General features: G+C 68.0%; 2 protein-coding genes. Both read right to left on the reverse strand.

The window, feature by feature from the left end; translation table 11 throughout:
• Positions 1-26 precede the first annotated feature (26 nt).
• Entirely contained in the window at positions 27-16,382 is a 16,356-nt protein-coding gene (locus AB0H00_RS23415) for an amino acid adenylation domain-containing protein (protein ID WP_357269719.1), read from the reverse strand.
• Positions 16,383-16,818: 436 nt separating this feature from the next.
• Positions 16,819-22,800 (reverse strand): amino acid adenylation domain-containing protein (locus AB0H00_RS23420; RefSeq protein WP_357269722.1); only part of this gene is annotated, 5,982 nt, incomplete at its 5' end.

The following is a 22,800-nucleotide window of genomic DNA, read 5'->3' on the forward strand; positions in this document are numbered from 1 at the left end:
TCCGGGCCTGACCGCACACGCTGTACCTATCCAGCGCGTGCGGGGCCCTCCGTGGTTACGCAGGCTCCCTCCTCCGGGCCTGACCGCACACGCTGGGTCGTTTCGGGATTCGGATCGAGCAACTCGGACAATCGAGGACCGATCTCCGCCAATGCTTGCGGCGTTGTCATCTGATCGTGCACGACGCCGACCCGATGGTCCGCGACCCCGCCGTCGACATAGGGTTGCCACCTGGACGCCGCAGTATCGTTGCCCCTCGCGCTGAAGTAGTCCAACTTGCCGCGGAAAACCTCGGGCCGATGCTCTGCGATGAGTTCGGCCGAGCGCACCGCGCTGCGGTAGATCCGGCGCACCCGTTCGGGAGTGAGTACCGCCATGTCCGGGGGGATCGTGGCATGCAGTGCGGCGAGCGCGTCCTCGCTCAGATCGTGGATGTCGCCGTCGCCGGGCCGCACGGCATCCGCGCCGATGCCGAGTTCGGACAGCGCCTCCCGGACCGCCGCGTGGAAGTCGGTGACGTCGATGTCCGGGCGGCTGTCCAGCATGGTCAGCAGCCCGATCTCCTCGCCGGCGGCCTGCAGTTCGGTCGCCACGGCGTGCGCGAGGACGCCGCCGAGCGACCAGCCCAGCAGGCGGTACGGCCCTTCCGGCTGCACGGCGCGGATCTCGGCCACGTAGCGAAGCGCCATCTCGGTCAGCGACTCCGGCAGGTAGCCGTCCTCGGTCAGGGCGGGCGACTGCAGGCCGAAAATCGGTGTGGTCGCGGGCACGTAGCGCGCAAGTCCCGCATAACACCAGGACAATCCGTACATCGGGTGCAGGCAGAACAGCGGCTCGGCGGCGGCGGTGTCGTGCGGCACCATCGTTCGAATCGGCAGTAGGACGCCGAGTGCGGCGTTCGAGTCCAAGTCGTAGTCGTGGTCGTGGTCATCCGCCAGCGCCGCGAGGATGCGGGCCGACAGCGCTGCCGGGGTGGAATCGGTGAAGAACCATTGCACTCGCACCTGGGCGCCGGTGAGCGTGCGGAGCCTGTTGACCGCGCGCGTCGCGATCAGCGAGTTGCCACCCAGGTCGAAGAAGTCGTCGTCCATACCGACCCGGTACCCGTCGTCCAGGTCGAGCACGTCGGCGAACACGTCGCTCACGGTCCGCTCCAGTGGCGTGCTCGGCGCGCGGTACGGACGGTCCGTGACCTGCGGCACGGGAAGCGCGTTGCGGTCGAGCTTGCCGTTGGCGTTCAGCGGCATCGAGTCCAGGACGACCACCGCCGAGGGCACCAGGTAGGACGGCAGCGCACCGCGCGCATGCGACAGCAGCGCGGCCTCGTCGATACGCTCTCCCGGCGCGGCGACCACGTAGGCGACCAATCGGTCCCCGGTGGCCCCGGCCACCAGCGACACCGCCGCGTGTCGCACCTGGTCGTCGCCGAGCAACGCGGTCTCGATCTCGACGAGTTCGACGCGTCGGCCGCGCAGCTCGACCTGAAAATCGCCGCGGCCCAGGTATTCCAGCGCTCCGTCGCGCCACCGCACGATGTCACCGGTGCGATAGCCTCGCTCGCCGCCCGCGCACGCGACGAAACGCTCCGCGGTCCGGGCCGGGGCGCCGAGATAGCCGCGGGCCAGCTGCACACCCGCGAGGTACAGTTCGCCCGCGGCGCCCGGCGGCACCGGGCACAGCTGCCGGTCGAGCACGTGCGCGCGGGTGTTGGCCACGGGGATGCCGATCGGGATCGCGACGGCGGCGGTGTCGCCCACCGGATGGTCGGTGGCCACCGTGGCCTCGGCGGGGCCATACCAGTTGACCAGAGCGGCGTCGGGGACGGCGGCGGCGAACCTCGCCGCGGTCGCCCCGGACAACGCCTCGCCCGCGGCGAATACCCGCCGCAGACGCGGGTACGCCGCAGTGGGATCGGCGACGGGGTCGAGGAATGCGTCCAACATCGATGGCACGAAATGCGCAGTGCTCACCCCGTATTCGGTAATGATTCCGGCCAGGTAGGCCGGGTCCCGGTGGCCGTCGGGTTCGGCGATCACGATCGCGGCGCCGGTCTGCAACGGCCAGAACAGCTCCCAGGTGGAGATGTCGAACGTGATCGGCGTCTTGTGCAGCACGACGTCGCTGCCGTCGTGCGGGTAGGCCAGCTGGGCCCAGCGGAGCTGGTGGGCCATCTGCCGGTGCGTGATCACCACGCCCTTCGGGCGGCCGGCGGAGCCCGAGGTGTAGACGACGTAGGCGACATTGTCCGGGTGGACGTCACTGTCCAGCCGGGAAACCGCGTCCACCGGCAGGTACAGCGTGTCCACCGCGACGACCGGGATCCCAGTGGTGGTATCGAACCGATCGGCCGTGGTAGTCAAGACACACACCGGATCAGCGTTGTCCAGGACGTACTCGTTGCGTGCGGCCGGGTGATCCGGATCGATCGGGACGTAGCCGCCCCCCGCCCGCAGCACCGCGTAGAGCGTAACGATCAGGTCGATGCCGCGTCGCATGGCCACCGCGACCAGCGCCTCCGGCCCGACGCCCCACCGCATCAGCTCCACGGCCAATGCCTGTGCGCGCGAGTCGAGTTCGGTATAGCTGAGGGTGGTCGCACCGAAGTGCACCGCCGGCGCGTCCGGTGTGCGCGCAACCTGCGCGTCGAACAGCGAAAGCAGCGTCACCTCGTCGAGCAGTTCGGGCAAGTCGGTGGCGTTGTGTGCGACCAGGGCGGCGCGCTCGGTATCCAGCAGCACGTCGATCTCGCCGACCCGCGCCTGCGGACTGGTCACGAAGCGGCCGATCAGCATCGAAAGTCGCTGCGCGAGAGAATGTGCCGCGGGTTCGTCGAACAGATCGCGCAGGTATCTCAGCGAGACCCGCAGCTGGTTGTCCAGCACCACCATCACGGTGATCGGGTAATGGGTGCCGGTGACGGCACCGACACCGGTGACGTTCATGCCCTCGATGGTGCCGGCCCGGTCCAGTCCTTCCCGGTCCACCGGGAACGACTCGAACACGACCAGCGAGTCGAACAACCCTTCCACGCCGATGGCCTCCTGGATGTCGCTCAGGCCGAGGTAATGGTGGTCGAGCAGCGCGGCCTGTTCGACCTGCAGCTGGCGCAGCAGGCCGCCGAGGGTGTCGGTCGCGCCGAGACGCACTCGCACCGGAATCGCGTTGCGGAACAGGCCGACCATCGATTCGACGCCGTCGAGCTGTGGCGGCCGCCCGGACACAGTGGCACCGAAGACCACATCGTCGCGATCGATGCTTCGACCGATCAGAACACCCCAGGCCGCCTGCACCACGGTGTTCACCGTGACGCCGAGGCCCGACGCGAGCCGAGTGAGCGCGGTCGTGTCGGCCTGGGACAGCTCGAAACCGACTTCGCCGGCGCCCGCGAAGATCTCTCGGCCGGGGTCGACCGGCGCCAGCGGCGTCGGCTCGGTGATCCCGGCCAGCGCGGTGCGCCACGCCGTGCGCGCCGCCTCCGCGTCCTGCGCCACCAACCAGGCCAGATACTCACGGTAGGACAGCACCTTGGGCAGGTGCCGCGATGTGCCGCCGAGCGCGTACACGGTCAGCAGATCCTTCATCAGCAGCGGCATGGACCAGCCGTCGATCAGGATGTGGTGACTGGTCATCAACAGGTGGTGGCTGTCGGCGGCGGAACGGATCAGCGCGAACCGGAGCAGCGGCGCGGTCCGCATGTCGAAATGGTCGGCCAGGTCGGCGGCCTTGATCCGAGCCAACTCGGCCGCGGCGGGGCCCGGTTGCAGCGGCGAGAGATCGATCAGTCGCCACGGCACTTCGAGCGAATCCTGCACGACCTGAACGGGATTGCCCTCCACGTCGTCGGCGAAGGCGACGCGCAGATTGTCATGCCGGTCCAGCACCGCCTGCGCGGCCGCGTGCATCCGATCGGCGTCCACCGCGCCGCCCAGGTCGAGCACGAACTGGGTGGTGTAGACGTCCACCGAGGACTCGGCGAGCAGGGCGTGGAACAGCATGCCCGATTGCGACGGCGTGACCGGCCAGGCATCCGACAGGTTCGGATAAGCGCGGGCGAACCGGTCGATGTCAGGCTGCTTGAGCCGCACCAGCGGGAAGTCCGACGGTGTGAATCCGCCCGCGTCCGGCCGAAGACCGTGTTCGGCGAGACCGCCGAGCGCGCGGATCCAGTGCTCGGCGAAAATCTTCGCCTCGTCGCCGCTGAAAGCCGCTGCGGCGTAGTCGAACCGGGCAAGCAAGCCGTCGTCGGTGGCATCGACAGTGAGGAGCAGCAGTAGATCGTCGGCCGGCGTGTCGGTATGCACCCTGGCTGGGCGCAGATCCCGATAGCGCAGCGCCAACCTGCCGCGACCGAGCCCGCGCAGGTCGTCCGCGGTGTCGGCGTTGAGGTAGCGCAGCAAACCGTAGCCGACGCCGTGCGTCGGCACCGACCGGCGCAGCTCTTTGATCTGCGCGATCGCCGCACCCGCCGCGGGCCCGCCGAGCAACGCGTCGTCGATGTCGATCCGGGTGAGCCGCAGCGGAAGCGGATATTCGGTGACGAAGCCGCCCACCATGCTTTCCGCGTCGGCATGCGCCGCCGTCCGGCCGTCGGCGGCCAGGCGGATCACCGAACCGACCGCGCGCGTGACGGTCTCGTCCGCGGAAGTTCGCAGTGCCAGCGCCACCGCGGTGAGCAGGATGTCGTCCACGCCGGCGTGGTAGGCCGCGGCCGCAGCGGCGACTGCCCCAGCGCCTTCCGCCGTGATCGTGAGCGAAACCCGGCTGCGGACACGCAGATCCCGCCCATCGGCCACCGCATCCTCCGGCACGGCGCCGAGCGACCTCCGCCACCAGTCCATTTCGGCGACTGTCGCAGGGTCGTGCGCCCGGGCCGACAGCGCACGGATGAGCACGCCCAGACCGGACGACGGCGCCGCGGGGGCGGCGTGGCGGGCACGGTTCCACCGGGCCGTCAACTGGTCGACAACCGCACGCCACGAGATGTCGTCGACTACCAGGCTGCTGGCCACGACGATGAGCGTGGAGCGGGCCTCGGGCCCACCGGTGAGCACGAAGTGGATATTGCGACCCTGTTCCGGGTCCAGCGCCGCGGCGGCCGCCAGCACCACGTCATCGATCGGCAGCGAGGTCTCGCCGCGCTCGGGATCAAGCCGGCGGAAAGCGTCACCGGTGCGCTCGGCGACCGCGGGGATACTCAGCATCGGCGCGCCGTCGGCGGCGTACTCCACCCGCACCCACAGCATCGGGTGCTGGTCGAGAACGGCGGCCACCGCGCCACGCACCACCTCGACAGGGCAGGTCTCGGGGACGTCCAGGGCTATGGCCCGCACCTCGACGCCCGCGTCCAGCAGCCGTGCCGCGTTCGGCGTCAGTGGCAGTTCGCCCGCCTCGTCGCCGGGACTGCCCTCGACTACGGCGGCGCGGGCCAGTGCGACGACAGTGCGGCATTCGAGGACAGCACGCGGGGTGAAGGTCACACCGCGGGCGCGGGCGCGCGACACCACCCGGATGGAGACGATGCTGTCGCCGCCGAGCGCGAAGAAGTCGTCGTCCAGGCCGACCCGGTCGATGCCGAGCACTTCGCCGATCACCTCGGCGATCACCAGTTCGGCTTGGGTTCGCGGCGCGCGGTAGCCGCGGATATCCCGGACCGGTTCGGGCAGCGCCCTGCGGTCCAGCTTGCCGACCGGCGTCAGCGGAATCTCGTCGAGCACCACGATTGCCGTCGGAACCATGTACTCCGGCAGTGCGCGCGCGAGCCGCTCGGTCAGCACGGCGGATTCCAGCGCAGCACCCTCGGCCGGCAGCACGTAGGAGACCAGCATCATCGCGCCGGAGCCGGATCCGCGGCAGATCGTGACGGCGAAGTCGACTCCCGGCTGGGCGGTGAGCGCGGCATCGATCTCGCCGAGTTCGATGCGGAAGCCGCGCACGTTCACCTGGGAGTCGTTGCGGCCCAGGTACTCGACAACCGGTGCGCCCTCGGCCCCGCGCCAGCGCACCACGTCGCCGGTGCGGTAGAGGCGAGCGCCGGGCGCGCCGTACGGGTCGGCGACGAACCGCGACGCCGTGAGTCCCGGTCGCGCGTGATAGCCGCGCGCCAACTGGAGGCCGCCCAGATACAGTTCTCCTGCGACGCCTTCGGGCACGGGACGCAGTCTGCTGTCGAGCACCAGCGACCGCATGCCGCGGATCGGACCGCCGATGGTGACCGGATCACCGGGCAGCAACGGGTCGCTGATGTTGGTCATGATCGTGGTCTCGGTGGGCCCGTACCCGTTGTAGAGGTCGCGCCCGGGAGAGCCGGTCCACTTGGCCGCCAGGCCGGCGGGCACCGCTTCGCCACCCACCACAATCGCCCGCATGCCCGCGAGTGCGTCCGGCTCGAGCGAGGCAAGCACCGATGGGGTGAGAAAGGCGTGTGTGACGCCCTCGGCACGGATCAGCTCGGCCAGTTCCTCGCCGCCGAAGGTCAGCGGAGGCGGCACCACGAGACCGCCCGCGGAACCCAGCGCGAGCAGTAGTTCCAGCACCGAAGCGTCGAAGGACGGCGACGCGAACGCCAATGCGCGCGTGGATCGGTCGAGCCGGTAGCGCTCCGCCTGCTCGGCGCTGAAGTTCGCCAGCCCTGCATGGGTGACGACGACGCCCTTCGGCAGGCCGGTGGAGCCGGAGGTGTAGATGACGTACGCGGCGTTGTCGCTGTGCAGTGGCCCGCGCAGATCGCCGGAGGTGAGCGGACGATCCGAGCGCCCCCCGACCTCGACGGTGAAGTCGGGATCGTCCAAGGCGACCCAGGAACCACCGGACAGGGCGGGCAGATCGATCAGCTCCGCGGTGAGCGTCACGCCCAGCGTCACACCGGAATCGGCGACCATGTGCGCGATACGATCGGCCGGATAGGTCGGGTCGATCGGGACGAATGCCGCACCGGCCTTCGCCACCGCCCACAGCGCGAGCACGGATTCGACCGAACGCCGGATCGCGATGGCGACCAGCACGTCCGGACCCGCGCCACGATCGATCAGCGCGCGCGCCAACTGCGCCGAGGCCGCGTCGAGCTCGATGTAGCTGAAGATGCGATCGTCCGCGACCACGGCGACGCCGGTCGGATTCGCGGCGACGGCATCGGCCATCAGCTCCGGCAGCGTGCGCGGCGGCACGGCGCCGCCACCCCCGCGCGCGATCAGATCCGCGTGCTCGGAGTCGTCCAGAATCTCCAGATCGCCGACGGCGGTGGCGGGATTCTGCGCGACGGCAGCGAGAATGCGGCGGAACCTGCGGCCGAACTCGGCAACCGTCTTGTCATCGAACAGGTCACGGGCATAGGTGAATTCGGCGGCAAGACCAGCCTCCTCTCCCCCGTCGGTGCGCTGCTCGCGCACAGTGAGCAGCAGGTCGAACTGGGTGTTGTCGGCGGCCAGGTCGAGCGCGGTGAAACTGAGGCCGGGCAGTTCCGAACTGGTGGCGGCGATATTCTCGAACGAGAGCGCCACCTGGAACAGCGGATGGCGACCCGCCGAGCGCTCGGGAGCGAGCGCCTCGACCAGCCGCGCGAAGGGAATGTCCGCGTTGGCGAAGGCGCGCAGGCCGGATTCTCGGTTGGCGGCAAGTAGCTCGGTGAAGCCCAAGCCGGGCGCTACCTGGGTGCGCAGCACCAGGGTGTTCACGAACATGCCGATCAGATCATCGAGTTCGGGTTCGCCCCGCCCCGTGATGGGGGTGCCCACGGCAATGTCCTCGGTGCAGGACAAACGGGACAAGAAGACAGCAAACGCGGTGTGCACGACCATGAACAGTGTGGCGTTGTGCTGTCTGGCCAGCGCGGCCAGCGCGGCGTGCACGTCGGCGTCGACGACGAAATCGGTCTTGCCGCCGGCGAATGACGGGGCGGGCGGACGCGGGCGGTCCGTCGGCAGGGTGAGCTCGTCGGGCAGGTCGGCGAGTTCCGTTGTCCAATAAGCCAGTTGCGCGCCGGCAAGGGATTCTCGATCGTCGTCGGCGCCGAGCGCGTCGCGCTGCCACAGCGCGTAATCGGCGTACTGGACGCGCAGTGGCGCCCAGGACGGCGCTTCGCCGCCGCTGCGCGCGGCATAGGCCAGCATCAGGTCCCTGACCAGTGGGCCCATCGACCAGCCGTCGGCGCTGATCTGGTGTGCGACGAAGACGAGGACATACTCGGTGCCTGCTAGCTGGAATAGCCTGGTGCGGAACGGAACCTCGATGGTCACGTCGAATCCGGCGCCGACGACGTGCTGCATCTCGTGGGCGACACGTACGTCACCGATCTGCGTAAGCGCCAGGTCCACCGGCACCTCATGCGGCACCAGCACCTGCTGCACCGGGCCGTTCGGTGTCTGCGGATAGCGGGTGCGCAGGATCTCGTGGCGCGCGACGAGGTCGGCGACGGCCTGCTGCAAGGCGCCGACGTCCAGGTCACCAGAGAGGCGGAGTGCGGCCGGAACGTTGTAGACCGAGGCCGAGGTGTCGAACTGATTGAGGAACCACATGCGCTGCTGCGCAATGGACAGCGGTACCTGGTCGGGGCGCTTCCGAGCAACCAGCGGGAGGCGCTCGCGCTCCCCCGCGCCCTGTTCGACCTCGGTCGCGAGTCCGGCGACGGTGGACGCCTCGAACAGAACGCGCTCCGGCACAGGCGAATCCAGAGCAACACCGCTCTGCGCCGCCGCGACCTGCGGCGCAGGCAATGCCTGCCCACCCAGCGCGAAGAAATCATCATCCGCACCACCATGATCGACGCCGAGGGCCTCCGCGAACACGCCGGCAACGTTTTCCTCGGTCGGCGTCGACGGCGCACGAAACAGCTGAGTATCGAACTCGCGCTCGGACAAAGCCTTCCGATCCACCTTGCCGTTCACCGTCAACGGCAACGAATCCACCACCACAAACGCCGACGGCACCATGAACGATGGCAGGCTCGCGGTCAGCTCGGACTTCACCCGCACAATATCCACATCCGCATCACCGGGAACCAGATAAGCCACCAGACGATCGCCGGTTTCCGGATCGGACTTCGCGATCACCGCCGTCCGCGCGATCTCCGGCAACGCCGACAACGCCGCCTCGACCTCACCCAACTCGACACGGAAACCACGAATCTTTACCTGGAAATCCGTACGACCCCGGTATTCGAGCTCGCCACTGACATTCCACGTGACAAGGTCACCCGTGCGATACATTCGGGCGCCGGACTGGAACGGATTGGCCACGAAACGTTCGGCGGTCAGATCCACCCGGCCGAAGTAACCGCGAGCAAGTTGCGCGCCCGCTAAATACAACTCACCCAAAACACCCACCGGCACCGGCCGCAGTCGTGCATCCAGCACGTACACCCGGCTGTTCCACTCCGGCACGCCGATCGACACCGAGTTCTGGTCGTCCTCGGTCACCCGGTGGCACGTGATCGACACCGCCGCCTCAGTCGGACCATACAAATTGAACAGTGCGACATCCGGGTACGTCGCACGGAAGCGCTGGGCCAGCGCAGGGGGCATCGCCTCACCTATGGCGAGCACGCGCCGCAGCGACAACGCCGCGGCGGCGTTGTCGGCGGACACCCAGTGCGCCAGCAGCGCATCCAGCATCGACGGCACCACATGCAGCGTCGTGACCGACTCCCGGGCCATCAGCTCGCTCAGGTACGCCGGATCGCGATGTCGCTCCGGCGCCGTGATCACCAGCCTGCCGCCACACACGGCAGCCGACCAGAATTCCCACACCGACAAGTCGAACGTCGTCGCGGTCTCGAGCAGCAGCGCGTCGTCGCCCATCAGATCGAAGGCGGCGGCCTTCCAGAGCAATTGGTTCACGATCGCGGCGTGCGGCACGGCCACGCCCTTCGGGCGGCCGGTCGAGCCCGATGTGAAGATCACGTACGCCGTATTCTCCGGACGCAGTGGTGCGATCCGCTCGGCGTCGGCGATCGGCCCGCTCGGCACGGACGCCAGTTCGAGGTCGTCGAGCCGCACCATCGGCACGACATCGGTGTCGAACCCGGCATCGGCGTCGGTCAGCACGCACACCGGCGCGGACGAGGCCAGGATGTAGGCGGTGCGCTCAGCGGGCTGGTCCGGATCCACCGGCACGTACGCGCCACCTGCCTCTGCCACCGCGTACATCGCCACCACCAGATCCGCCGACCGGCGCAACGCCAGCGCAACCCGGGACTCCGGAGCGACACCGATAGAAATCAGGTAGCGGGCGAGGCGATTCACCCGGGTGGCCAGCTCGGCGTAACTCAGCTCCCTGCGTCCGCCCATAGGGAAGTCCTCGACCAGCGCGACCGCTCCCGGCGCTGTCATCACCGACCGCCGCAGCAACGATCCCAATTTCGCCGCCGTCGCTACCAGGCGTGCGGTGTCGTTCCACACCGCTAACACGTCGGCTCGCTCGGTGTCGGCAAGGATGTCGATGTCCCCGACGGGGACAGCGGCATCGGCGACCACGAAGGACAAAATCCGCGGCAACCGGTCGGCGAAGCCCTGCACCGTGGCCGCATCGAAAAGGTCGGTGGCGTACGTGAAGAAACCACCGATACCGGCGGGCTCACCCGACTCGTCATACGCATCGCTGACGATCAAATGCAGATCGAACTGCGACACATCCGAATCCGCATCCAGACCGCCCACCGCTAAACCAGGCAATTCGAACGCCACCCGCGCAACGTTCTGGAATGACAACCCCACCTGGAACAACGGATGATGCGCCGTCGAATGCGGCCGATCCAGCACCTCCACCAACCGCTCGAACGGAATATCCGCGTGTGCGAACGCCTGCACATCGGATTCACGCTGTCTGGCCAGTAACGCCGTAAACGATTCACCCGGCTCGAACCGCGTGCGGAGCACCACAGTATTGACGAACATACCGATCGAATCATCGAGCTCACGCTCACAACGACCGGAGACGGGCGTACCGATCGCAATATCCGAGCTACCCGACAACCGAGCCAGCAACACCGCGAACGCGGTATGCACGACGACGAACAATGTCACACCGTTCGCACGGGCGAGTTCGACGAGTCCGGCATGCGTCACCGCATCGATCTCGACATCCAGTCGCGCACCGGCCATCGACGCCACCGCCGGGCGCGGACGATCCATCGGCAGCTCCAGCAATTCGGGCAGATCAGCCAACTGCCCACGCCAGAACGCGATCTGCCGCGCCGCAATGGATTCGGGATCGGACTCGGCACCCAGTACCGCACGCTGCCACAGCACATAGTCCGCGTACTGCACCCGCAACGGCGACCAATCCGGTGCCGCACCCGCCGCCCGCGCGGCGTAGGCGGCCACCACATCCCGCACCAGCGGACCCATCGACGACGCGTCGGCCGCGATTCGATGCATCGCAACGACCAGGACATAGGTATCGGGTACTCCGCCGACCTGGATCAGGGCTGCCCGCACCGGAACCTCGGCGGTCACGTCGAACGGCGCCGAGGCCTGGGCGTACACGGCGCCCGCCACCTCGGTTTCGGCCAGCACTTGCGGGACCACATCCAGGACCACCTGCTCGGCCGGCAGCACGACCTGCGCCGGACCGTCCACGGTTTCCGGGTACACGGTGCGCAGCACCTCGTGCCGCGCCACCACGTCATGCAGAGCCGCACCGAGAGCAGACACATCGAGATCACCGGTCAACCGCAGCGTAACCGGCAGATTGTAGGCGGCCGTCGAACCGGCCCTCGCCACAGCATCATCGGCATGATCGAAACGGTTCAGCAACCACATCCGCCGCTGCGCCGACGACAACGGTAACCGCTCGGGACGAGCGATACTGCCCAGCTCCACACCACGCTCACCCGGTGTCGGCGACTCGATCTCCGCGGCATGCGCGGGCACGGCCGGCGTCTCGACCTCCCCCAACTCGACCCGCTGACTACGAACATTCGCCTGAGAATCGCTCCGACCCAGGTAATCGAGCACCGCCTCGTCGGTATACCTGCGCCACACCACCAAGTCACCGGTGCGGTACATCCGCTCACCCGAGGCGAACGGGTTGGCCACGAACCGATCCGCGGTCAGTTCCGGGCGCCGCACGTAACCACGCGCCAGCTGAACACCAGCGAGATAGAGCTCGCCGGGAACACCCGCCGGTACCGGATGCAGACGGGAGTCCAGCACATACACTCGGGTGTTCCACTGCGGCAAACCAATCGGCACGGTGCGCTCGCCCGCCGTGGCCGAGGCAGGCCAGTACGTGACCGACACCGCGGCCTCGGTCGGACCGTACAGGTTGTGCACATTCGCGGTCGACACCGCACGGAGCGCCGCGACGGTTTCCGGCGCCAGCACCTCGCCGATCACGAAGACGTCTTGCAATGTCGGGCACGCGCCCGGCACGGTATGCGCAGCGAACACCGTCAGCATCGACGGCACGAAATCGGTCACCGTCACTCCGTGCGCGGCAATGGTTTCCGCGATATAGGCCGGGTCGCGATGACCATCGTGCGCCGCGACTACGAGCTTCGCGCCCGTACGCAGCGGCAGGAAATAGCCCCACAGCGACACATCGAACGTTGTCGCAGTCTTCTGCAGATACACATCCGCGGGACCGAGCGGATATGCCGCGAGCATCCACGTGATCTGATTGTTGATCGCCGCATGCGAAATCGCCGCGCCCTTGGGCCGACCGGTCGACCCCGACGTGAAGAACACATACGCCGGATGTTGCGGCCGCACCGGACGGAGCAGTTCCTCGGCACGCACCGGAGCACTGTCGACACCGTCGAGGTCGATCGCGTCCAGCAGCAGCACGGCGGTGCCCTCGGGCACTTCGACCGCGTCGGTGCAGGTGGTGAGCACGCAGGCGGGCTGCGCCGTCTCCAGGACGCGCGCGATGTGCTCGACCGGATGGTCCGGATCCAACGGCACATACGCCCCACCCGCCGCCACGATCGCATACATCCCCACTATGAGATCCAGCGAACGCCGAATAGCCAACCCCACCAGGGACTCCGCACCGACACCGCGCGAAATCAACACTCGCGCAAGGCGATTCACCCGCGCATCGAACTCACCGTAAGTAAGCTCGACACCCTCGAACACCACAGCGACCATATCCGGGAACGCAACCACCGCACGCCGATATCCATCGAGCAACAGCTCGGCGGCCACCGCTTGCCGGGTGTTGTTCCACCCGAGCAGAATTCGCTCCCGCTCCTCGGGAGCCAGCAGATCGACCTCGCCGATCGCCCGGTCCGGCTCCGCGACGACGGCAGCGAACAACCGCTCCAGCCGCCAGGCGAACTCGGCGATCGTCGGCTCGTCGAACAGGTCGGTGGCATAGGTGAATTTCGCCGAGAAGCCCGCGGCACCGTCCTCGCTCTTGGGTACCACGGCCAGCCGCAGATCGAACTTGGCGACCACGCCGTCCAAGTCCAGCTGCCGTACCGACAGCCCGGGCAGCTGCACGTCCGGCCTGCGCGTGCTCTGGAAGAACAGCGCCACCTGAAAAAGCGGATGACGCGCCTGCGAACGCTCCGGATCCAGCGCCTCGACCAACCGCTCGAACGGCAGGTCGGCATGCGCGAACGCCGCCGAATCGGTCTTTTCGACGTCGGCGAGCAGCGCACGGAACGACGCGCCTGGGTCGATCCGGGTGCGCAGCACCAGCAGGTTGACGAACATGCCGATGAGCCCGCCGAGTTCCCGCTCACCGCGACCCGATACCCGAGTGCCGATGGTGATGTCGTCGGTACCGGTAAGCCGGGCGAGCAAGGCCGCGAGTGCGCTGTGCACCACCATGAACTCCGAGGCGCCAGCGCGCTGCGCCAGCTCGGCGAGGCCACGATGCACCGAGGCATCCACCTCGAAGGTGTACTCCGCGCCTCGGCCGGAGGCGACGACCGGACGCGGCCGGTCGGAGGCCAGGTCGATCCGTTCTGGAATGCCCGCGAGGGCCCGGCGCCAATAGTCGAGCTGGGTTGCCGCCACCGAGTCCGGGTCGTTCTCGTCGCCGAGCACCGCACGCTGCCACAACGTGTAGTCCGCGTACTGCACCGGCAGCGGAGCCCACGACGGCCGTGCCCTGTTGCGCCGGGACAGGAACGCGCCGAGCAGATCCCGCAGGAACGGCACGACCGAGGCGTCGTCGACGGCGATGTGATGCACCACGCCCACGATCGCGTGTTCATCAGGGCCGAGCTCGGCCAGGACGATGCGCACCGGCACCTCGGCCGCGACATCGAACCCGGTCAGCGCGAATCCGCGCAGCCAGTCCAGGAGTTCGTGCTCGGCGATCGGCTCGGGCGTCAGATCCGGGACCACCTGGGCGGCAGGCAGAACCACCTGGTACCCCGTACCATCCACCGCCGGATACACCGTCCGCAACAACTCATGACGCTCGATCACATCCGCGACCGCCGCCTGCAACGCCCCCACATCCAACGCACCCGACAACCGAATCGCAAACGGAACATTGTTCGCCGCGGAATCAGTACCGAACTGATTCGAAAACCACATCCGCTGCTGCGCCAACGCCAACGGAACCCGCTCAGGGCGCTCCACCGGAACCAACGCGTGGCGGTCTCCCGTACCCTTCAGCGGCTTCAGCCGCTCGGCGAGCCCGGCGACGGTGGCGTTCTCGAAGATCAGACGGACGGGCACCCGCGCCGAGATGGCGGCGCCGAGCTGGTCCGCGACCTTGGCCGCGATCAGCGAGTTGCCGCCGAGCTCGAAGAAGTCGTCGTCCGCGCCGACCGCCGCTCCCGGCCCGAGCAGTTCGGCGAACACCTCCGCGACGAGCTCTTCCAGCAGTCCGACCGGTGCGCGAAACACGTTCGTCCGCAAACGCGGTGTGGGCAGCGAATGGCGATCCACCTTGCCCGCCGGGGTCAGCGGAATCTCGTCCAGCACCATGATCGCCGTCGGCACCATGTGCACGGGCAGACTCTGCTCGACGAGGGCGGCCAGTTCGGCCGCGTCCGCTGTCATCCCGGGAGCGGCGTGTGCATAGGCGACCAGGATCGTCACGCCGCTGTCCAGCTGGTGTCCGACAGTGACGGCGAAATCGACACTCTCGTGCGCGGCCAGCACCGCGTCGATCTCGCCGAGCTCGATACGGAGACCACCAATCGTCACCTGGAGGTCATTACGACCTAGATACTCCAACTCACCGTCCGCGGTCCAACGCACCAGATCACCGGTGCGGTAGAGCCGGGGATGATTCGGGTCGAACGGATTCGCCACAAAACATACGGCCGTGAGCCCGGGCCGCTGATGATAGCCACGGGCCAGCTGCGCTCCGGCGATATACAGCTCGCCGACCACGCCGATCTGGACCGGCGCCAGACGTTCGTCCAACACGTACTCGGTGATCGCCCGGATGGGCGCACCGATAGAAACCGGCGCGCCGGGCACCAACGGCGCACTGATGTTCGTCATAATCGTGGTCTCGGTCGGCCCGTAACCGTTGAAGAACTCACGGGTTCGCCCACCCGAGACCGGTAATGCCCAGCGCCGCACCAGCTCCGGCGGGCACACCTCGCCACCGACGACCACGACTCGCAGCTCGTCCAAGCCCGCCGGATCCACCGACGCCAGCACAGCGGGCGTGACGAAAGCGTGCGTCACGCCCTCCCTGCGCACCAGCTCGGCCAGCTCGTCGCCGCCGCGCACCGTAGGCGACGCGACCACCATCGTGGCCGCCCCACCAAGCGCGAGCAGCAACTCCAGCACCGACGCGTCGAACGACGGCGAAGCGAAAGACAACGTGCGCGACCCACTGGTCACCCGGTACCGGTCGCGCTGCTCCGCACAAAAACCAGCCAAGCCGGCCTGGGTGACCACAACACCCTTCGGCATACCCGTCGAACCCGAGGTGTAGATGACATACGCGGGATGCTCGGCCCGCAGCTGGCGCAGCCGATCCGAATAGGTGACCGGGTCGGCCGGGAATTCCTCGAGCAGCCGCGCGCACTCGGCGGTATCGATAGACAGCCACTCGACCTGAGCCGGCAGATCGGCGCGGACTTCATCGACGGTCAGCCCGAAGACCGCGCCGCAGTCGAGGACCATATGCTCGACCCGGTCGGCGGGGTAGTTCGGGTCGATCGGGACGAACCCCGCGCCGGTCTTGGCCACCGCCCAGGCCGCGACCACGGAGGCGATCGAGCGCGGAAACCCGACCGCGATCAAGTCCTCGGGTCCGATGCCGCGTCCGATCAGCAACCGAGCCAGCCTGGTCGACCACTCGTCCAGTTCGGCGTAGCTGAGCCGGGCCAGCGTGCTGTTCGCGTCGGCGAATACCAGGGCGGTGCCGCTCGGATTGGCCTCGACGGCGGTGACCATCAGCTGCGGCAGCGTAGTGACGCGGGGCCGCCGTATTCGGATCGGGTGCACGCGGGTCGGGCGGGTCATCCGCGTATCACTTCCGCAGTCTCGTCACACCGCTGCCCGACTGCCCGAACCATCGAGATGCCTCACCTTGTCTGTTGTTGCCACATGCAAGTCATGCTGCCCCTCGCCCGCGATCATCGAACGAGCGCATACCGATCGTTACGAATCCGCAGGTGGCCGTACCCGCGACCCGCTTCGGGTCGCGGGTACGGCCGCGTGTGACGAGTGCCGGGGACGATTATTCCCTGTCGACGCGCAATTCGGGTCGCGCGTCGACAGGGAACGGCTAGATCCGGCGCAGCCGCTCCAGGGGTTAACCGCCACCAGATCAGCGGGGATCACGGCGTGGCTCGACACCACGCTCAAACCACGCTCCCACCTGCGGTTTCATCCTCTGCGCAGGGGTCCTGTCCTAGCGATCCCACTGCCGACGTGATTGCATCGCCCTCCATCGGGGCTACTTCCGGTCACCGGCCCGCAGCAGATCGGCCAGCACGGGACCGATGACGGCCAGCGCCTCGGGCTGGGTCATCGCCTCGTGGCTGGCCGCCACCGGGTGCACGGTGACCCCGGCGGCATAGGGCCGCCACGCCGCGACAATGTCCCGCTTCACGCCTTCGTTCCGCATGGCCTTGAAGAAGTGCACCGTCCCGTCGAACACCTGTGGGGTGTAGCTCTCGGTGAGTTCGGCCGACCGCACCGCACTGGTGTAGATCCGCCGCAACCGGTCCGGCGGCAACGCCATCATGTCCGTCGGAATCGCCTCGTACAGCTTCATGAAGTCCGCTTCGCTCAGCACACTCAACTGTTGCGGGTCGATGCCCTGGATACCGATTTCCGCCAGCAGCTCCAGCATGGCGTCGTGGAAGTAGTCGATGTCGAAGCTGTGGTCGCTGTCCAGCATCGCGAGTAACTCGACTTCCTGCCCGGCCGCCCGCAAACGCACCGCGATCTCGTGCGCGAGCACACCACCGAGCGAGTAGCCGAGCAGGCGGTAAGGCCCCTCCGGCTGGACAGCGGTGATCTCCGCAAGGTAGCGGTCGGCCATGTCGTGCAACGACTCCGGCGGATCGGCGTCCTCCGACAGCGCCGGGGACTGCACGCCGTAGATGGGCTGTTGCGGGTCCAGCTGCTGGGCTAACCCGCTGTAGCACCAGGACAGGCCGTACATCGGGTGGACGCAGAACAGCGGTGTCCGGCTGCCGGTCTTGCGGATCGGCAGTATCACGCTCATCGAGGCATCGGATCCGGCGTCGTAGTCGAGGCCGGATTCCAGCGCCTCCACGATCCGGGCCGAGATGCCGGCCACTGTCGGGTCCAGGAAGAACCACTGCACCCGCAGTTGCGCGCCGGTGGCCCGACGCAGCCGGCTCACCGCTTGGCTGGCGACCAGACTCGTGCCGCCCATGGCGAAGAAGTCGTCGTCCAGACCGGCCCGTTCGATACCGAGCACCTCCGCGAACACCGCCGCGACCGCTTGCTGCAACGGGGTTACCGGCTCTCGGTAGGGCCGCGAGGTGAAAGCGGGGACCGGTAGCGCCTTGCGATCAAGCTTTCCGCTCGCGTTCAGCGGCAGCTCCGGCAGCGTGACGAGCACCGACGGCGCCATGTACGCCGGCAGCCCACGTCGGGTGTGCTCGAGCAGGGCCATCTCGTCGATCGTGTGACCGGACGCGGCCACCACATAGCCGACCAGGCGATCCGGATCCGGCACCAGTGCGACCGCGGCATGACCGACTGAATCGTGCTCCAGCAGGACGGCTTCGATCTCGCCCAGTTCGATACGCTGGCCGCGCAGTTTCACCTGGAAGTCGGCGCGGCCGAGGTATTCGAGGACCGGGGAATCGAGTTCTCCCGCGGGGGCCGAGCTTGCGGAACCCACCAGTTTGACGATGTCGCCGGTGCGGTAGAGCCGGGCACCCGGCTCATACGGACTGGCGACGAATCGTTCGGCCGTCAACGCCGGCGCACCGAGATAGCCGCGCGCCAATTGCACACCGGCAACGTATAGTTCGCCGGTCGCGCCGATCGGCACCTGCCGCAGCTGGCGGTCGAGCACGAATACCCGGGTGTTGGCCACCGGGGCACCGATCGGGACCGCACCGCGGATTTCGCCATGACCGGTCGGAGACGGCGGAGTGGGAGCCTGCACCGCGGCGGCGGTCACCACAGTTGCCTCCGCCGGGCCATACCAGTTGTACAACTCCCCGGACAGCCGGTCGTGGAACGCGGCGGCAGTGGTGGCGCTCAGCGCCTCGCCCGCCGCGAAAACCCGTCCCGGCAGGGCATTCGGGAGCTGCTCCAGCTCCAGATACGCGTCCAGCATCGACGGCACGAAATGCACCGTGCTGACGGACTCCTTCTCGATCACCTCGGCCAGGTACCGCGGATCGCGGTGCCCGTCCGGCTCGGCGACCACGATACGGGCGCCGGTCTGCAACGGCCAGAACAACTCCCACGTCGAGATGTCGAACGTGATCGGGGTCTTGTGCAGCACCACATCGCCGGTGGTGTGCGGATATTCGCGCTGGGTCCAACGGAACTGGTTCACCATCTGCCGGTGCGTGATCATCACGCCCTTCGGGCGTCCGGTGGAGCCAGAGGTGTAGATGACGTAGGCAATGTTGTCCGGCCGTGTTCTCACATCACCCGGACCCGACTCGCTCGCTCCCGAGAGCCACTCAGCGGTAGCGATACTCGCTTCTTGCGAAGCGGGTTCGATCCGCTCGACATCGAGCACTGTCGCCGCGGTGCCGGTTTCGAACCCGTCCTCGACCGTGGTGAGCACGAACAGCGGCGCCGAACCGGTGAGCACGTAGTCGTTGCGTTCCATCGGATGATCCGGGTCGACCGGCACATAGGCCGCGCCGGTCTCCAGCACCGCGTAGATCGCTACCACCAGTTCCAGCGAACGCCGCATCGCGACCGCGATCCGGCTCTCCGGGCCCGCACCGCGCCGGACGAGTTCTCCGGCAAGGCGACTCGCGCGCGACCGGAGCTCCGCATAGGTCAGCGTCTCATCGCCGAATGTCACCGCGGGCGCGTCGGGAGTGCGCTCGCACTGGGCGTGGAACAACGAGACCAGTGTCGCGTCGTCCACGAATTCCCGTGCCGTGGTGTCGTTCACCGCGTCCAACGCCGCCTGCTCGGCGTCAAGCAGCAAATTGGTCGCCGCCAGCGTGCGCCGCGGACCGGCGACGAATTCGCCGAGCAGCATTCGCATCCGCTCGATGACAGCCTGTGCGGCCGCACCGTCGACGGTGCTGCGCTGGTAGATCACCTTCACCGTCAGCTGTGCGGTCAGTTCCACCAGCACCGTCAGCGGGTAGTGGCTGAAGTTGACGCTCTGCAGACCCGTGATGGCCATGCCGTCGATCGAACTCGCCCGCTGCTGCAGCCCTTCGGTGTCGATCGGATAGGACTCGTACGCCAGCAGCGAATCGAAGAGTCCGTCCACGCCGAGGGCATGCTGGATATCGGCCAGCCCAAGGTAGTGCCGGTCCAGCAGGGCTGCCTGCTCGGATTGCAAGCGGCCGAGCAGTTCTCGCACCGTCCACCGCGGATCGAACTGAACACGAACCGGGATCGTGTTCACGAACAGACCGATCATGTCGTCGATACCGTCGAGCTGCGGCGGCCGACCAGACACAGCGGCGCCGAACACCACATCATCGCGATCGGTTCCGGCCGCGATCACCAGGCCCCAGGCCGCCTGCACCACCGTGTTGACGGTAACGCCGGTCTCGGCGGCAAAGGCCACCAGTGCCGAGGTCTGCTCCGGCGACAGGTCGAACGCCAGTGTCTCGACACCCGGCTCCGGTGCCACGCGCCGGGCCAGCGCGGGCGCTAGCGGAGTCGCCTCCAGCCCGTCGAGCGCCTTCGTCCACGCCCGCAGCGCCGCATCGGGATCCTGACGCGACAGCCACGCCAGGTAGTCGCGGTACGGCCGCACCCGCGGTAGCTGCGACAAATCACCGTGCGTCGCATACAGGACCAGCAGGTCCTTCATCAGCAACGGCATGGACCAGCCGTCGAGCAGGATGTGGTGGGTGGTCAGTACCAGGTGGGCGCTTCCGGATTCGGTGCGATACAACGTGAATCGCACCAGCGGCGCCACCGCCGGATCGAACCGGCGCCGCAGATCGGCTTCGAGAATCGCCGGCAGCTCGGTATCGTGCACGTCCTCCACGATCTTCCACCCCACCTCGACGGCGTCCACCACCAGTTGTACGGGGGTGCCGTCGGCGGTGGCGACGAAAGCGCTCCGCAGGTTCGCGTGCCGATCCAGAACCGCCTGCGCGGCGCCGCGCAGCCGCTCGATATCGACATCGCCGGACAGCTCCACCACGAACTGCATGGTGTAGTCGTCCACCGGGGATACTTCGGCGAGGAACAACAGTCCCGCCTGCAGCGGCGACAGCGGCAGCACATCGGACAGACCCGGCCGGGTCCGCTGCCAGGTGTCCAGCTCGGCCTGGGTGACCCGCACCAGCGGTACATCCGACGGGGTGAGTCCACCGGCCGCCGGATCCTGGGTGTGGCGGGCGAGCGCGGTCAGTGCCGACAGCCATTCGTCGGCCAACTCGCGGACGTCCGCTTCGCCGATGACCTCGGCGGCGTAGGCGAACGACACATCCAACTGCGGACCGGCGGCGGTCTCGTTGACGATCGCGTCGATGTCGATCACCGCGGGCATCGTCAGAGGCTGTTCGCCGGCAACGGCTCCCGGATCGCCGGTCGGCAGCCAGCCCGGATCGGCCCGGCCCTCGGGCTCTTCACCAGCCGAGACGCGGCCGAGATAGTGGAAGCCGATCTGCCCGAGGTCACCGGTGAGTTCGCCGGCAGTGGCCGCGTTCAGGTAGCGCAGCATGCCGTAACCGATGCCATTGTCCGGCACCGCGAGCAACTGCTCCTTCACCGACTTGAGTACCGCCGCAGCGGCTACACCGCTGGACAGGGTTGCCTCGGTGTCGATGCCGGACAGATCCAGGGCCACCGGGTACGTGCTGGTGAACCGGCCGATGGTGCGGCTCAGGTCGGCACCGGGCACGGTCCCTTCCTCGCGGCCGTGGCCCTCGAGCCGCACCCGGGTGGCGGGTGCGTCGATGCCGCGGCGCGCCCGCCAAGTGCGCACCGCCACTGCGAGTGCGGCCAGCAGACCGTCGTCGACACCGCCTCGGTACAGGGCCGGAAGCTCGGTCAGGACAGCGCCGGTGACCTCGGCCGACACCTGGATGCCGATCTGCCCGCGCGTCGCATAGGTGTCCACCGCGGCATCCAGGGCACGGGTACCGAGCAACGGATCCGGCGTGGCCATCACCTGCTGCCAGTAGTCGACCTCGCCGGCACGGTCCGCTGCCGTGGCCGCTGTGGCCAGGCCGTGTGCCCAGCGCCGGAACGAGGTGCCGACGGCGGGCAGCGTGACCCCCTGCCCCGCCGCTCGCTGCGCCGAAGCCGCCGCGAGGTCCGAGAGCAGGATGCGCCACGATACGCCGTCGATGACGAGGTGATGGGCCGCGACGGTGACAGAGTCGCGTGCATCGGAACGACGCAGCCAAGTGAAAGCGATCATCCTGCCTGCGGCTGGATCCAGCGTCGCGAGCGCGGAATCCATCGCCTCCCCGACGATCCGGTTCAGCTCCGTCTCGTCTACACCAGCCGGCACGTCGACCTCGGAGATCAGCCTGTTCGCGTCGATGCCACCGAGCGGCAGCGCCTCGAATTGCCACTGCCCGTCGACCTGCCGCACTAGCGATCGCAGCACATCGTGGTGGTCGAGGACGGCGGCGATGGCGGCGACCAGTTCGGCGCGCTCGATTCTGTCCGGCAGGTCCAGCACCATGCTCTGCGAGAACCGGTTGTAGACGCCGTCTTCGAGATATGCGGCAAGCGCTGGCGTCAGCGGGATCTCGCCGACACCGCCGCCGGGCAGTTCGGCCAGCTCGATCGGCGCGGCTTCGCCCGCCGTGACCGCGACCCGCACAGCCAATCCGGTGACGGTGGATGCTTCGAACAGCACCCGCACCGGAACCCGTGTATCCAGTGCGGCACCGATACGCGTCACGACCTGTGTGGCTGCCAGGGAGTTGCCGCCTAGTGCGAAGAAGTCGTCGTCGGCGCCGACCCGGTCGATGCCGAGGACATCGGCGAATACGCCGGCCACGATTTCTTCGGTCGGTGTGGAGGGGGCGCGGAAGGTTTTGGTTTCGAATTCCGGTTCCGGTAGTGCTTTGCGGTCCAGTTTGCCGCTGGTGTTCAACGGGAAGCTGTCCAATACCACGACTGCTGCGGGCACCATGTATGCCGGCAACATCGCGGCGGTGGCGGTGAGTAGTTCGGCTTGCTCGATCTGTTGGCCGGGCGCGGGCACGACGTAGGCGACCAACTGTTCGCCCAGGCTCGAGGTGGTGACCACAGCTACGGCTTGGTTGACGCCGGG

It is taken from the genome of Nocardia sp. NPDC023852 (genome assembly GCF_040639505.1).
In the GTDB taxonomy this organism is placed as follows: domain Bacteria; phylum Actinomycetota; class Actinomycetes; order Mycobacteriales; family Mycobacteriaceae; genus Nocardia.

Coding starts and splice junctions, on each gene's coding strand:
- AB0H00_RS23415 (WP_357269719.1), bottom strand. CDS start 16,382: ATGACCCGCCCGACCCGCGTGCACCCGATCCGAATACGGCGGCCCCGC.